This is a genomic window from Streptomyces sp. CNZ287, assembly GCF_007827615.1.
Genome location: NZ_VISV01000003.1, coordinates 257,623 through 271,948, shown reverse-complemented (window position 1 = coordinate 271,948; position 14,326 = coordinate 257,623). Strand labels below are relative to the sequence as shown.

Here is a 14,326-nt window from a genome sequence, read left to right as displayed (position 1 = left end):
CCATGGCAGCACGCCGCACCGTCGTCGAGAACTGCGCGATCGCCACCGTGGACGCGGCGGGCACGGAGTACGCCTCCGGGCACGTCGTCGTCGCGGACAACCGGATCGAGTCCGTGGGCGCGGGTCCGGCGCCGGCCGGGCTCGCCGGCGTGGCGCGCCGGATCGACGCCGCGGGACACCTGGCCACGCCCGGACTCGTCAACACCCACCACCACTTCTACCAGTGGCTCACCCGCGGCCTCGCCCAGGACGCCAACCTCTTCGACTGGCTCGTCGCCCTCTACCCCACCTGGGCGCGCATCGACGAGCCGATGTGCCACGCGGCGGCGCAGGGCTCGCTGGCGGTGCTCGCGCGCGGCGGCGTGACCACCGCGATGGACCACCACTACGTCTACCCGCGCGGCGCCGGCGACCTCTCCGGCGCCATCATCCGCGCCGCGCGCGAGACGGGCCTGCGCTTCACCTTCGCCCGCGGCTCGATGGACCTCGGCGAGACGGCCGGAGGACTGCCGCCGGACTTCGCGGTCGAGACCCTGGACGGCGCGCTCGCGGGCACGGAGGCGGTCATCGACGCGCACCACGACGCGTCGTACGACGCGATGGTGCAGGTCGCGGCGGCGCCGTGCTCGCCGTTCTCCATCTCCACGGAACTGCTGCGCGAGGGCGCGGAACTGGGCCGCCGCAAGGGCGTGCGGCTGCACACGCACGGCAGCGAGACGGTGGAGGAGGAGAAGTTCTGCCACGAGCGGTTCGGGATGGGCCCGACGGCCTACTTCGAATCCACGGGGTGGCTGGGCGACGACGTGTGGATGGCCCACTGCGTCCACATGACCGACGCCGACATCGCCGCCTTCGCCCGCACGCGCACGGGCGTCGCCCACTGCCCCTCGTCCAACGCCCGCCTGGCGGCGGGCATCGCCCGCGTCCCGGACATGCTGGCGGCGGGCGTCCCGGTCGGCCTGGGCGTGGACGGCAGCGCGTCGAACGAGTCCGGCGAACTCCACACGGAGCTGCGCAACGCGCTGCTGATCAACAGGCTGGGCGCACACCGGGAGAAGGCCCTGACGGCCCGCCAGGCCCTGCGCCTGGCCACGTACGGCGGCGCCCAGGTGCTGGGCCGCGAGGACGCGATCGGCTCCCTGGAGCCGGGCAAGCTGGCGGACCTGGTGCTGTGGAAACTCGACGGCCTGGCCCACGCCTCGATCGCGGACCCGGTGGCGGCCCTGGTCCTGGGCGCGCCGGCGCCGGTGACGCTGTCGCTGGCCGACGGAAAGCCGGTGGTGGAGGAGGGCCGGCTGGTGACGGTCGACGAGGAGGCGGTGGCGGCGAAGACGAGGGAAGAGGCCGGAAGACTGGCGCGGCTGGCGAGCGGCGACTGAGGAGAGCCCACAGACTCCCGGCCGGGGGGACGGCCCCGGCCGGGACCGGGGCGGGGGAGGAACTCCCGGCGCGGCCCGGGGGTCTTCCCGCCTGCGCCCCGGGAACCGGTGCGGCCGATGAAGACGGGTCGCCCGCGCCGGGTTCCAGGAGGAGCTGGACCGAAGCAGCCGACGCACCCTCGTCGGAGTCCCGGGCAGCGACGATGCCGACGGGCACCCGACACAGGGTGCGGCGTGCCGACGGGATCCCGCACCGCCCGCTTCCCGAACGAGGGCGCGGACGCGGAGCAGGGGTAGCTGTTCGACGCGCGCGAAGCCGGCGCAGCAATACGCGGCGATCGGCAACCAGCGGCGCCGTCAGGGCTGATCCGGGGGCGGCGCCCCCCCGGGGCCCGGGGCGGAGCCCCGGGGGCCCCGGGTTCCGGGGCGGGGCGGGTCAGGGGAAAGCCCCTACAGCTCCGGGACGCGGCCCCCGTAGCGGGTGAAGTTGCGGCGGTTCGCCTCGTCCCCGCCCGGGACGTTCGCACTCACCCACCGCGGCAGCTCCACCCCCCGCTCCGCCGCCCGCTCGTCCAGCTCCGCCAGCAGCAGCGCCCACGTGTACGCCCCCAGCACCGTCGACACCGCCGCCGTGCGCGGCGACTCCTGCGGGTGCACCACGTCGCCCGGCGGTACCCGCGTGTCCAGCACCACCGTCGCGTGGTCCGCCAGCCGCGTGCTCGACCGCGCCGTCGCGCTCGCCGACGCCTGCATCGACGTCACCGCCACCACCGGTACCCCCCGCGCCATGCACTCCTGCGCGATCTCCACCGGATACGGGTTCCGGCCGCTGGTGGAGAAGACCACCACCACGTCCTGCGGCCCGGGCTTCACCCGCTCCACCGTCGCCCGCCCCGAGCCCGGCCGGCGCTCCGCGGCGGTGCTCGCCGTCGCGCCGTTCAGCGGCAGGATCTCCGGGTCCCACACGGGCCGTACGCAGGCCAGCCCGCCCGCACGGTAGAACGTCTCGCAGACCATCGCCAGCGAGTGCCCGGCCCCGGCCGCGTACACCAGGCCGCCCGCGGCGACGGCGTCCAGGATCAGCGTGGCGGCGTCCGCGACCGCCGTCCCCGCGGTCCGGTCGAGGTCGTCGAGCAGGCCGCGGAAGCGGCCGGCCACGGCGGCGCGGGCGGCGGCGCCGGAGGCACCGCCGGGGTCGCGGGAGTCGTGTGTGTCGTCGGTCATGGCAGCATGCGACCACGTGAGGACCCCGCTCCGCCAGAGGGTGCCGGCAGCTGGGGCGGGCGCGTCAGTCCAGGAGTTCGTACGCGGGCAGCGTCAGGAAGTCCGCGTAGTCCGCGTCCAGCGACACCCGCAGCAGCAGGTCGTGCGCCTGCTGCCACCGCCCCGCCGCGAACGCCTCCGCCCCCAGCTCCGCGCGGAGGTCCGCGAGTTCGTCCGCCGCGATCCGCCGCACCAGTTCCTCCGTCACCCGCCGGCCGTCGTCGAAGACGACGCCCGCGTTGATCCACTGCCAGATCTGCGACCGCGAGATCTCCGCCGTGGCGGCGTCCTCCATGAGGTTGAAGATGGCCACCGCGCCCATGCCGCGCAGCCACGCCTCGATGTAACGGATGCCCACCTGCACGGCGTTGACCAGCCCCGGGTACGTCGGCCTCGCGTCCAGGGAGTCGACGGCGATCAGGTCGGCGGCGGCCACGGACACGTCCTCGCGCAGCCGGTCCTTCTGGTGCGGTCGCTCCCCGAGCACCGCGTCGAACGACTCCAGGGCGAGGGGCACCAGGTCCGGGTGCGCGACCCAGGAACCGTCGAAGCCGTCGCGCGCCTCGCGGTCCTTGTCCGCCTTCACCTTCTCGAACGCCACCTCGTTCACCTCGGGGTCGCGCCTGGAGGGGATGAAGGCGGCCATGCCGCCGATGGCGTGCGCGCCGCGCTTGTGGCAGGTGCGGACGAGGAGTTCGGTGTACGCGCGCATGAAGGGGGCCGTCATCGTGACCGCGTTGCGGTCGGGGAGGACGAACTTCGCGCCGCCGTCGCGGAAGTTCTTCACGATCGAGAAGAGGTAGTCCCAGCGGCCGGCGTTGAGGCCGGAGGCGTGGTCACGCAGCTCGTAGAGGATCTCCTCCATCTCGTACGCGGCGGTGATGGTCTCGATCAGGACGGTGGCCCTCACGGTGCCCTGCGGGATGCCGCAGTAGTCCTGGGCGAAGACGAACACCTCGTTCCACAGCCGCGCCTCGAGGTGCGACTCGGTCTTCGGCAGGTAGAAGTACGGGCCCTTGCCGACGTCGAGCAGCCGCCGGGCGTTGTGGAAGAAGTAGAGCCCGAAGTCGACCAGCGCGCCCGGCACGGGGCGGCCGTCGACGGTCACGTGACGCTCGTCCAGGTGCCAGCCGCGGGGCCGGGCGACGACGGTCGCCAGCTCCGCGGCGGGCCGGAGGGCGTAGGACTTGCCGGACGCGGGGTCGGTGAAGTCGATGCGGCGCTCGTAGGCGTCGATGAGGTTGGCCTGGCCGCCGATGACGTTCTCCCAGGTGGGTGCGGAGGCGTCCTCGAAGTCGGCGAGCCAGACCCGGGCGCCGGAGTTGAGGGCGTTGATCGTCATCTTGCGGTCGGTGGGGCCGGTGATCTCCACCCGGCGGTCCTCCAGCGCGGGCGGGGCGGGGGCGACGCGCCAGGTGTCGTCGGCGCGGACGGCCGCGGTCTCGGGGAGGAAGTCGAGGGCGGCGGTGCGGGCGATGGCGGCGCGGCGTTCGGCGCGGCGGGCGAGGAGTTCGTCGCGGCGGGGGGTGAACCGGCGGTGGAGTTCGCCGAGGAAGGCGAGGGCGGCGTCGGTGAGGACGTCGTCCTGGCGGGACGCGGGCTCGGCGGCGGCGACGACTGCGGACATGGCTGTCACTCCTTGGCGGCACGGGGTGCCGGGCGCAGCGGAACGTGGCGTGGGCGGCCGGAAACGCATTCCGAACCCTTCTGGCCTGTGGAGAATAGTTTCCTTATGCCGGAAGTTCAACGGTCTGTTGACGTCGAGAGGCTTTCGGTACGGGCCGAGCGGCGCTCAGTGCCAGCCTGCCCGCGGCTCGTCGAGCAGCGCCAGATCCGCGGGGGTGTCCACGTCGTCCGGCGCCGCGACGTCACCGCACTCCACCAGCGCCAGCTCGCCCCGGCGCGCCGCGCGGGCCAGCACGTCGCGGGCGCCCCGGTCGCCGGTGGCGCCCGCCGCGACCTCCGGCCAGCGCGGGCGGCCCAGCAGCACCGGGTGGCCGCGCACCCCGCCGTACGTGGCCGCCGCCAACCCGGCGCCCCCGGCGGCGTACGCGTCGACCACGCGCGCGACCGCCGCGGGCCCGACGCGCGGCTGGTCCACCAGGAGCACCACCGCCGCCGCGGCGGTGGTCGGCTCCAGCGACGCCAGACCGGCGCGCAGCGACGAGCCCATGCCCGACTCCCAGTCCGGGTTGGACACCGCTACGCAGCCGGCCAGCCGCGCCCCGGCCCGTACCGCCTCCTCCGCCGCGCCCAGCACCACGTGCACCGGCGCGCAGCCCGCCGCCCGCAGCACTCCGGCCGCCCGCTCCACCAGCGGCCGCCCGGCGGGGCCGGCCGGCAGCAGCGCCTTGGGCCGCCCGCCGAGCCGCCGTCCGCCGCCCGCGGCGAGGAGCAGCCCGGCGACGGCGGGGCCCGTGCCGGGTGATCCGGCGGGCGCGCTCATCCGAAGCGCCCGTTCCCGGTGGTGTGCCGCGTCATGAGGGCCGTCCCGCCGCGCCGTCAGTCCGCGCCCGCGGTCGCGTCCGTCAGCGCCGCCGACAGTTCCCGCGCGACCTCCTGGAGCACCGGCACGATCCGCTCCGTCGCCGCCTCGGTCACCCGGCCCGCGGGCCCGGAGATCGAGACCGCCGCCGCCGTGGGCGCGTCCGGCACCGCGACGGCCAGGCAGCGCACGCCCATCTCCTGCTCGTTGTCGTCCACCGCGTAGCCGTCCGCGCGGACGGCGGCCAGCGCCTTGAGGAAGACTTCCGCCGAGGTGATCGTCTTCTCGGTCGCCGCCGGCATGCCGGTACGGGCCAGCAGGGCCCGTACCTCCCCGTCCGGCAGGTGCGCGAGCAGCGCCTTGCCCACGCCGGTCGAGTGCGGCAGCACCCGCCGCCCGACCTCGGTGAACATCCGCATCGAGTGCCGCGACGGCACCTGCGCGACGTACACGACCTCGTCGCCGTCGAGCAGCGCCATGTTCGCGGTCTCGCCGGTCTCCTCCACCAGCCGCGCCAGATGCGGCCGCGCCCAGGTGCCGAGCAGCCGGGACGCGCTCTCGCCGAGCCGGATCAGCCGCGGGCCCAGCGCGTAGCGACGGTTGGGCTGCTGGCGTACGCAGCCGGTGGCGACCAGGGTCCGCATGAGGCGGTGGATGGTCGGCAACGGCAGCCCGCTGCTGCCCGCCAGCTCGCTCAGCCCCACCTCGCCGCCCGCGTCGGCCATCCGTTCCAGCAGGTCGAAGGCGCGCTCCAGCGACTGGACGCCGCCGCCTGCGGGCGGCCTGGGCTCATCGGTGCTGCGGGGCACGTTCGCGGTTCCTTCCGTACGGGTGCGACCGCAGCTTAACGGTCCGGAATCCGGCTTTCAGCATGTGGAATCCGCCAAGCCGCCCGCGAACCGGCCCTTGACGAGGGCGGGCACCCGCGACGACAGTGCATTTCAACAGAACGTTGAAGACGTGGACCGCCGAGAGGAGACCGGGTGCCGGACGCCGAACTGGTGCTGCGCTCACGCCGCGTCGTCACCCCCGAGGGCGTGCGGCCCGCCGCCGTCGCGGTCGCCGGCGGCCGGATCGCCGCCGTGCTGCCGTACGACACCCCCCCGCCGCCCGGCGCCCGCGCCGCGGACTGCGGCGACGACGCGCTGCTCCCCGGCCTCGTCGACACCCACGTGCACGTCAACGACCCCGGCCGCACCGAGTGGGAGGGCTTCGCCACCGCCACCCGGGCCGCCGCCGCCGGCGGGATCACCACCCTGATCGACATGCCGCTCAACAGCCTGCCGCCGACCACCGACACGGAGGCGCTCGCGGTCAAGCAGGCAGTGGCCCGCCCCCGGGCGCACGTCGACGTCGGCTTCTGGGGCGGCGCGATCCCCGGCAACACCGCCGACCTCGCGCGGCTGCACGCCGCCGGCGTCTTCGGCTTCAAGTGCTTCCTCTCCCCGTCCGGCGTCGACGAGTTCCCGCGGCTCGCCGGTACGGACCTGGAGCGGGCCGCCGCCGAGGCCGCCCGCCTCGGCGCGCTGCTCATCGTCCACGCCGAGGACCCCGACGTGCTCGACGGCGCCCCGCAGGTCCCAGGACCCGGCTACGCCGGCTTCCTCGCCTCCCGCCCGCGCGCCGCCGAGAACCGGGCCGTCGCCCGGGTCGTCGCGCTCGCCGAGCGCCACGGCACCCGCGTCCACGTCCTGCACCTCTCCTCCGCCGACGCACTGCCCGCCCTGGCCGCCGCCCGCCGCGCCGGGCTGCCCGTCACCGCCGAGACCTGCCCGCACTTCCTCACCCTCACCGCGGAGGAGATCCCGGACGGCGCAACCGAGTTCAAGTGCTGCCCGCCGATACGGGAGGCCGCCAACCGGGACCTGCTCTGGGCGGGCCTGGCCGACGGCACGATCGACTGCGTCGTCTCCGACCACTCACCGGCCACCGCCGAGCTGAAGACCGGCGACTTCGCCACCGCCTGGGGCGGCATCTCCTCCCTCCAGCTCGGCCTGCCCGCCGTCTGGACCGAGGCGCGCCGCCGCGGCCACGGGCTCGCCGACGTCGTCCGCTGGATGGCCGCGGGCCCCGCCCGGCTCGCCGGGCTCACCGCCAAGGGCGCCATCGAGCCGGGCCGCGACGCGGACTTCGCGGTCCTCGACCCCGACGCCGCCTTCACCGTCGATCCCGCGGGCCTGGAGCACAGGAACCGCCTCACTGCGTACGCGGGCCGCAGGCTCCACGGCGTCGTACGCGCCACCTGGCTCCGCGGCCGCCGCATCCACCACGGCGGCGTGCACACCGAACCCCGCGGCCTCCTCCTCGGCCGTACCGACCGGGACGAAAGGCAGCAGCAGGCATGACCGCCCAGATCACCCGCTTCACCGGCGCCGCCGCCCCGTACGGCGGCGGCGACCCCTACGCCGACTACCGCACCGCCGACTTCGCCTTCGCCGCGCTGCCGGACCTCGCCGACCGCCGCCTCGGCGGCGCGGTGATCGCCGCGAACGACGAGTTCTTCGCCCCGCGCGAGAACCTGCTGCGGCCGGAGCGGGCGGAGTTCGACCCGGCGGCGTTCGGGCACAAGGGCAAGGTCATGGACGGCTGGGAGACCAGGCGCCGCCGCGGCGCCTCCGCCGGGGCCCCGCACCCGGCCGCGGGCGACCACGACTGGGCGCTGGTACGCCTCGGCGCCCCCGGCGTCGTACACGGCATCGTCGTCGACACCGCCCACTTCCGCGGCAACCACCCCCACTCCGTGAGCGTCGAGGGCGCGGAGGTCCCCGGCGCGCCGTCGCCCGAGGCGCTGCTCGCGGACGGTGTGCGGTGGACGGAACTGGTGCCCCGCACGGAGGTCGGCGGCCACGCCGCGAACGGCTTCGCGGTCGCCGGGGGGCGGCGGTTCACGCATCTGCGGCTGCGCCAGCACCCCGACGGGGGCATCGCGCGCCTGCGCGTCCACGGCGAGGTCGTCCCGGACCCGGCGTGGCTGGCGGCGCTCGGCACCTTCGACCTCGTCGCGCTGGAGCACGGCGGCCGCGTCGAGGACGCCTCCGACCGCTTCTACTCCCCGCCCGTCAACACCATCAGGCCGGGCCGCTCGCGGCAGATGGACGACGGCTGGGAGACGCGGCGCCGCCGTGACACCGGCCACGACTGGATCCGCTACGCGCTCGCGGGCCGCGGGGAGATCCGGGCGGTGGAGATAGACACGGCGTATCTGAAGGGCAACGCGGCGGGCTGGGCGGCGGTGTCGGTACGGGACGGGTCCGCGGGCGGGTGGACCGAGATCCTGCCCCGCACCCGCCTCCAGCCGGACACCAACCACCGCTTCGTGCTGCCCGCGGCGGCGGTCGCCACCCACGCGCGTATCGACATCCATCCGGACGGGGGAATTTCGCGGCTGCGGCTGCACGGGAGCCTGGCGCCGGAGGGCGGGGCCGGTGCGGGGGACGGGTGAGGGGGCGGACAGTCCCGTGACCGGCGGTGGCCCGGCGGCCGCGTCAGGTCGCCGCCGGGCCACCGCGCTTCAGCTTCCGGCCACCCCCACGTCCGTGATCTGCGGCACGGCCCCGCCGCCCGACCAGCGCAGCCTCACCTCCGCCACCGCCCCGCCCGGTACGCGGAGTTCGGTGTACGCGCCGGCCAGCGTGCCCGCCGTACGCCACGGGCCGTCCGGCTCGTTGCGTATCTGCACCGTCGCGCCCGCGTTCGGCGCGTCCTGCGGGCGGAGCACGATCAGGGACTTCGCCGCGCGCGGCTCCGCGAAGCGGATGTCCAGCGACTCGCCCGCCTGCGGCGCCCGCGCGGCGCGGTAGACGGAGGCGGTGTCGCCGTCCGCCGCGGCGGCCAGGGAGCTGCCCTCGGCCGCCGGCGGACCGCCCGCCGTCGTGGCCGGGCCGCCGCCGGCGACGGTGAACTCCCGTACCACCAGCCAGTTGCCCTGCGCCGCCGTCGACCTGGCGCGCACGTACCGCGCCTTCGTGCCCTCGGGCGCCGTCGCCTCGACGTCCGGCGTACCGGAGAACGAAGCCAGCTCCTGCCAGGTCTCGCCGTCCGCCGAGTACTCCAGCACGCCCTGCTGGAGATAGTCGTTCGGGCTGCCGGACTTCGCCATCGCCAGCCCGACCTCGCCGATCTCCCGCTCGCCGTGCAGGTCCACGCTCACCCACGAGCCGGCGCGCGGCGCCCCGTCGCTCCAGAAGAACGTCGAGTCGTCGCCGTCCGTCATCCGGTCCACGGTGTTGCCCTGGTACGTACCGAGGTTCGTCGCGCCCTTCGGCCGCGGGGGCAGCCCCAGCGAGCGGTCGTGCGCCGCCGCGGCGTCCGCGGCGAAGGCGTCCAGCACGCCCTCGCCGACGACGACCTTCACCTCGCGCCCGCCGAGCCCCGTGTAGATGTGCGACGTGGCCTGGTCCACCAGCTCCGGCAGCCGCTGCCGCAGCCGCCAGGCGCGGTCGCCGTCGCCGTCGCGGGCGGCCTCGACCATCCGCAGCGCGGTGCGGGTCGCGGTGCCCCAGTCGCGGGTCGCGTCCAGCCAGGGACCCGACTCCTCGACGAACGCCCGGTCGGGCAGCCGGTCGCGGAGCACGCCCGGCGCGGCCTCCAGGGCGGCCAGGGCGTCGTCCAGGGCGTCTTCTCCGCCGCGGCCCCAGTACGCGGCGATGGCCGCCGACAGCTCCGGCGCCTGCCCGGGGTTGAGCGCCGAGCCGTACGAGGCGTCGGCGAAGGCCCGGAGCGCGGCGGTCGTGTGCCGGTCTCCCCCCGCCAGTTCGGCGAGCGCCCCGGCCCAGGACTCCCGCGCGTCGTACGCGGCGTCGTTCCAGGCGAAGTCCGCGACCGTGTACAGCGCGAGCTTCGACGCGGCGGCCTGGTTCATCGGGTTGGCCGTGATCCCCGCCAGCTCGCCCGGCAGCCCTTTCTCCCGGCCGTTGAACGGACCGAGCAGCAGCCGCTGCTGCGCGTAGTCGTTCACCGGGTAGTTGTCCCAGGTGAGGATCGGGTGGCCGAAGACCTCGCGGGCGTCGCGCGCCTGCGCGACGGTCATCACGGGCGCGACGACGCCGATGCCGGTCCACTCCACCAGCACGTCCTCGTCCAACTGCTCGGCGAGCGCCTTCTTGTACGGGGACGGGGTGGTGTCGTAGTACTCCGTCGGCACCATCTGCAGCGGCTCGGCGCCGTCGTGGGTGCGGACGAACTCGCGGTTGACGCGGTTGAGCAGATGCGCCTGGGCCGCGCCCGCGGCGCCGCCGCCGGTGCCGAAGCGCTCCTCGTCGGCGGCGCAGTTCCAGTCGGTGTAGCTGATGTCGTCCAGCGGCACGGCGAAGGTGCGGACGCCGATGTCCCACAGGGTCTGGAACTTGTCGTTCAGCGCCTGCACGTCCGCGTCGGAGCTGTAGCAGACCGACAGACCGGGGGAGAGAGCGTAGGTGAACTCGACGTGGTTGGCCCGGGCGCGCTCGACCAGCTCGGCGATGCGGGCGAGTTCGTCCGCCGGATACGGCTCGCGCCAGCGCTCGCGCAGGTACGGGTCGTCCTTGGGCGAGTAGACGTAGATGTTCATCTTGTGCTCGCCGTAGAACGAGAGCTGGTCCAGACGCGATGCGTGGGACCAGGGGACGCCGTAGAAGCCCTCGATGGCACCGCGCCAGCCGGTGCCGGGCCAGTCGCGGACGGCGGTGCCGGCGACACGGGTGCCGGGGGAGTCGCGGTGGGGGAGGAGCTGGCGCAGGCTCTGGGCGGCGTAGTAGGTGCCGGAGGCGTCGGCGCCGGCCAGCACGATGCCGTCGCCGCCGGGGGTGCCGCCGGCCGGCTCCGCGGTGCCGGCGGCCAGGACGTAGCCGTCGGCGGGCAGCCCGGCGGGGCCCTCGACGCCGAGGGCGCCGAGGGCGACGGCCGAGGCGGGGTTGGCGTCGGGGCCGCCGAGGTAGACGGTGAGCCCGCGGCCCTCGTCCGGGGCGGTCGCCGTCCGCCGTACGTCCTCGGCCCCCGCGTCGCGCAGCGCCTTCTCGGCGACGGCGAGCGCGGGCCCGTCGGGCTCCGGTCCGGTGACGAGGGTGACGGTGCGGGTCACGGTGACGCCGTCGGCGCGCGCCTCGACGGAGCGCGGGGTCGGGCTGATGTCGCCGGCCCTGGCCGGCGGCGGTGGCGCGCCGGCGGCCGGCGGGGCGGCGAGCGGGCTCAAGCCCAGGGCCAGGAGTACGGCGCCGACGACGGCCGGGCGGGGGACGGGCATCCGGAACCTCCGGGATCTCGGGCGTGTAGTGCACAAGTCACTCAGCGTCGAGCGTCACCCCGACCCGCCCCGGAGGCAATGGACTTACCCGCGCTCCGGCATGGACTCACGTCGTCCCCGGCGCCCCGAACGGGCCGCTCGCCGGGGTCGCCGCTGTGCCCCCGCCATACCGGCGCGGGCGCCGCCCGGGATAACGTTCGGAGGACGGATCGGAGCACGAACGCGCGCCACCACCGGGGAGGAACTGATGGCGGAACCCGCACCGGAGGTGCTGACCTGCGGCGAGGCCATGCTGCTGATGCTGGCCGAGCCCGGGATGCCGCTGGCGCGCGCCGTGAACTTCCGCCGCGCCATCGGCGGCGCCGAGTCGAACGTCGCCGCCGGGCTCTCCCGGCTCGGGCACCGGGCCCGCTGGTTCGGCCGCGTCGGCGCGGACCCCGCGGGGGAGGCCGTCCTCGCCCAACTCCGCGCGGACGGCGTGGACGTGTCGTACGCGGACGTCGACCCGGACGCGCCCACCGGCATGCTGCTCCGCGACAGCCACCCGCAGCGCGCCATCGACGTGCAGTACTACCGCGCCGGCTCCGCCGCCTCCCGCCTCGCCCCCGAGCACATCAGCCCCGAGGTCGTCGAGGGCGTGCGGGTGCTGCACATCTCCGGCATCACGCCGATCCTGTCGCCGTCCGCCGCCGAGGCGACGGTCAAGCTGGTCGAACTCGCCCACGCGGCCGGCGCCCTCGTCTCCTTCGACCCCAACGTCCGCCGCAAGCTCGCCGGACCCGAACGCTGGGCGGAGGTCGTGGGACCGCTGCTCGCCGAGGCCGACCTGCTGCTCGCCGGCGACGACGAGCTGGAGATGCTCACCGGCGAGCCCGCCGACGCCGCCGCCGCGCGGCTGCTGCGCGGCCGTACGGACACCGTCGTGATCAAGCGCGCCGACCACACCGCCACCGCGCTCACCGCCGCCGGCGAGCGCGTCGACCAGCCGCCGTACGAGGTGCGGCTCACCGACCCAGTCGGCGCCGGCGACGCCTTCGCCACCGGGTTCCTCTCCGCCCGGCTGCGGGACCTGCCGCTGGACCGCGCGCTCGCCGAGGGCGCCTGCGTCGCCGCCCTCGTCATCCAGACCGTGACCGACACCGACGGGCTGCCGACCGCGGCCGCCCGGGACCGCGCGCTCGCCGCGTTCACCTCGGGCGGCGACGCGGTCCACCGCTGAGCGCCCGGCCCGTACGAGACGTGCGGCCGTACCCGCCCCGGGCAACGCGGCACCGGGCGCCGCCCGGTAGGACGCCCAGAGAGAACCGCCGGAGGAAAACGTGTACCGCTGGGAGATCACCCGGGCCGCGCTGGAACAGCGGGTCGTCGCCATCGTCCGCAGCGACACCTACGACGGTGCCGCCGCCACCGCCGACTCGCTGCTCTCCGCCGGGATCAGCAGTCTGGAGATCTCGCTCACCACGCCCTTCGCGCTGGAGCTGGTCAGCTCGCTGCGCCGCGAGGCCGGCACGGAGGCGGTCATCGGCGCCGGTACGGTCCTGGACGCCGCCTCGGCGCGGCTGGCCGTCGACGCCGGGGCCCGCTACCTCGTCGCGCCCAACCTCGACGCCGGTGTGGTCGCCACCGCGCACCGCTACGGCATCCCGGTCTTCGCCGGCGTCGCCACCCCCACCGAGGTGGTGCGCGCGCTGGAGCTGGGCGTCGACGTCATGAAGCTCTTCCCGGCCTCGGCACACGAGCCGGGCTGGGTCAAGGACGTACGGGCCGCGCTGCCGCAGGCCGCGGTGCTGCCGACCGGCGGCATCTCGATCGCCGAGGCCCCCGACTGGATCGCCGCGGGCGCGGTGGCCGTCGGCATGGGCTCGGCCCTCTCCGGCGGCGACCGCGAAGAGGTGGCCAAACGCGCCACCGACCTCCTCTCCCGCCTCACCCCGGCCTGACAACGCCCGCCGGGGCGGCGGCCCGGCCCCCTACGGCGCGTCCGCGATCTCCGCGACCCGGACCGGGCGCCGTTCGCGGCGCGAGAGCTCGCATGCCTCCACCACGTGCAGCGCCGCCAGCGCCTCCGCGCCGTCGCACGGGTTGGCCAGCTCGCCGCGGACCACCCGGACGAACGCCGCCAACTCCGCCTCGTACGCCGGGCCGAAGCGCTCCAGGAAGCCCTGCCACGGCTTGCCGGCCCGCGCCGGGGTGCCCGGTTCGACGGACGTGAGCGGCGTCCGCTCGTCCAGGCCCACCGCGATCTGGTCCCGCTCGCCCGCCAGCTCCATCCGCACGTCGTAGCCCGCCCCGTTGACGCGGGTCGCCGTCGCGGTGGCCAGCGTGCCGTCGTCCAGGGTGAGCAGGGCCGCCGCGGTGTCGACGTCGCCGGCCTCGCGGAACATCGCCGGGCCCGCGTCCGAGCCCGCCGCGTACACCTCGGTGACCTCGCGGCCCGTCACCCACCGCAGCGCGTCGACGTCGTGGATCACGCAGTCCCGGTACAGCCCGCCGGAGAGCGGCAGGTACGCGGCCGGCGGCGGCGCCGGGTCCGAGGTGGCGGTCCGTACGGTGTGCAGCCGCCCCAGGCGCCCGCCGCGCACCGCCTCGCGGGCCGCGGCGTACCCCGCGTCGAAGCGGCGCATGAAGCCCATCTGGAGCACGATCCCGGCCGCGGCCACCTCCGCGAGCGCCGCACGCGTGCCCGCCAGGTCGACGGCGATCGGCTTCTCGCAGAACACCGGCAGCCCGGCCCGCGCCGCCGCGCCCAGCAGCTCCGCGTGCGCGGCGGTGGCGGCGGCGATCACCACCGCGTCCACCCCCGCGGCGAGCGCGCCGGCGGGCGTGGCGACCGCCTCTGCGTCCGTACGGGCGGCGACCTCGGCGGCCCGGCGCGGGTCCGCGTCGGTCACCACGAGGGAGGTGACGTCCGGGTGCCGCCGCAGCGCGGCCGCGTGGAAGGCGCCGATCCTGCCGGTGCCGAGGAGTCCGATGCGCATG

At 75.8% G+C, this 14,326-nt stretch carries 11 protein-coding genes; 5 read left to right on the top strand and 6 right to left on the bottom strand.

The window, feature by feature from the left end; all coding sequences use genetic code 11:
* Window positions 1-2 precede the first annotated feature (2 nt).
* Window positions 3-1,379, top strand: coding sequence for an 8-oxoguanine deaminase (locus tag FB457_RS08735; protein ID WP_047018750.1), 1,377 nt, complete (start codon window positions 3-5; stop codon window positions 1,377-1,379).
* A 450-nt stretch (window positions 1,380-1,829) separates the two neighbouring features.
* Here FB457_RS08735 and FB457_RS08730 read toward each other — a convergent pair whose 3' ends face one another.
* The 4 genes from FB457_RS08730 to FB457_RS08715 all read right to left on the bottom strand — a co-directional run bounded on the left by FB457_RS08730 (window position 1,830) and on the right by FB457_RS08715 (window position 5,936).
* Window positions 1,830-2,603, bottom strand: coding sequence for an SIS domain-containing protein (locus tag FB457_RS08730; RefSeq protein WP_047018751.1), 774 nt, complete (start codon window positions 2,601-2,603; stop codon window positions 1,830-1,832).
* Window positions 2,604-2,667: 64 nt separating this feature from the next.
* Entirely contained in the window at window positions 2,668-4,269 is a 1,602-nt protein-coding gene (gene aceB / locus FB457_RS08725; protein ID WP_145781418.1) for a malate synthase A, read from the bottom strand.
* A gap of 165 nt (window positions 4,270-4,434) precedes the next feature.
* Window positions 4,435-5,088, bottom strand: a complete 654-nt coding sequence (locus FB457_RS08720; protein ID WP_145781417.1) for a nucleotidyltransferase family protein — start codon at window positions 5,086-5,088, stop codon at window positions 4,435-4,437.
* 56 nt (window positions 5,089-5,144) lie between these two features.
* Complete coding sequence (locus FB457_RS08715) at window positions 5,145-5,936, bottom strand: IclR family transcriptional regulator (RefSeq protein ID WP_145781415.1); 792 nt, start codon at window positions 5,934-5,936, stop codon at window positions 5,145-5,147.
* A gap of 174 nt (window positions 5,937-6,110) precedes the next feature.
* Here FB457_RS08715 and allB point away from each other — a divergent pair, with 174 nt between their 5' ends.
* Together allB and alc are read left to right on the top strand one after the other, a co-directional pair.
* A complete protein-coding gene (allB, locus tag FB457_RS08710) occupies window positions 6,111-7,472 on the top strand; it encodes an allantoinase AllB (RefSeq protein WP_145781414.1) in 1,362 nt (453 codons plus the stop codon).
* Complete coding sequence (alc, locus tag FB457_RS08705) at window positions 7,469-8,569, top strand: allantoicase (protein WP_145781412.1); 1,101 nt, start codon at window positions 7,469-7,471, stop codon at window positions 8,567-8,569. Before allB ends, alc begins: the two co-directional genes overlap by 4 nt.
* Window positions 8,570-8,638: 69 nt before the next feature.
* On the opposite strand, the gene FB457_RS08700 is transcribed toward alc, so the two are convergent.
* Entirely contained in the window at window positions 8,639-11,347 is a 2,709-nt protein-coding gene (locus FB457_RS08700) for a glycoside hydrolase family 84 protein (protein WP_145781410.1), read from the bottom strand.
* Between the two features lie 247 nt (window positions 11,348-11,594).
* On the opposite strand from FB457_RS08700, the gene FB457_RS08695 reads away from it, so the two are divergent.
* On the top strand, window positions 11,595-12,566 hold the full coding sequence (locus FB457_RS08695; RefSeq protein ID WP_047018758.1) for a sugar kinase: 972 nt from the start codon (window positions 11,595-11,597) through the stop codon (window positions 12,564-12,566).
* Window positions 12,567-12,666: 100 nt separating this feature from the next.
* The gene (locus tag FB457_RS08690) at window positions 12,667-13,287 is read left to right on the top strand and encodes a bifunctional 4-hydroxy-2-oxoglutarate aldolase/2-dehydro-3-deoxy-phosphogluconate aldolase (protein WP_145781408.1); all 621 of its coding nucleotides are present in this window, start codon (window positions 12,667-12,669) and stop codon (window positions 13,285-13,287) included.
* Window positions 13,288-13,317: 30 nt separating this feature from the next.
* On the opposite strand, the gene FB457_RS08685 is transcribed toward FB457_RS08690, so the two are convergent.
* Window positions 13,318-14,325, bottom strand: a complete 1,008-nt coding sequence (locus FB457_RS08685; protein WP_047018760.1) for a Gfo/Idh/MocA family protein — start codon at window positions 14,323-14,325, stop codon at window positions 13,318-13,320.
* Window position 14,326: the final 1 nt, after the last annotated feature.

What these genes read in the sequence shown, in the direction of transcription:
- alc (WP_145781412.1), top strand. Translation starts at nt 7,469, where the DNA reads ATGACCGCCCAGATCACCCGCTTCACCGGCGCCGCCGCCCCGTACGGC.
- FB457_RS08735 (WP_047018750.1), top strand. Translation starts at nt 3, where the DNA reads ATGGCAGCACGCCGCACCGTCGTCGAGAACTGCGCGATCGCCACCGTG.
- FB457_RS08720 (WP_145781417.1), bottom strand. Translation starts at nt 5,088, where the DNA reads ATGAGCGCGCCCGCCGGATCACCCGGCACGGGCCCCGCCGTCGCCGGG.
- FB457_RS08685 (WP_047018760.1), bottom strand. Translation starts at nt 14,325, where the DNA reads ATGCGCATCGGACTCCTCGGCACCGGCAGGATCGGCGCCTTCCACGCG.
- aceB (WP_145781418.1), bottom strand. Translation starts at nt 4,269, where the DNA reads ATGTCCGCAGTCGTCGCCGCCGCCGAGCCCGCGTCCCGCCAGGACGAC.
- FB457_RS08695 (WP_047018758.1), top strand. Translation starts at nt 11,595, where the DNA reads ATGGCGGAACCCGCACCGGAGGTGCTGACCTGCGGCGAGGCCATGCTG.
- FB457_RS08700 (WP_145781410.1), bottom strand. Translation starts at nt 11,347, where the DNA reads ATGCCCGTCCCCCGCCCGGCCGTCGTCGGCGCCGTACTCCTGGCCCTG.
- FB457_RS08730 (WP_047018751.1), bottom strand. Translation starts at nt 2,603, where the DNA reads ATGACCGACGACACACACGACTCCCGCGACCCCGGCGGTGCCTCCGGC.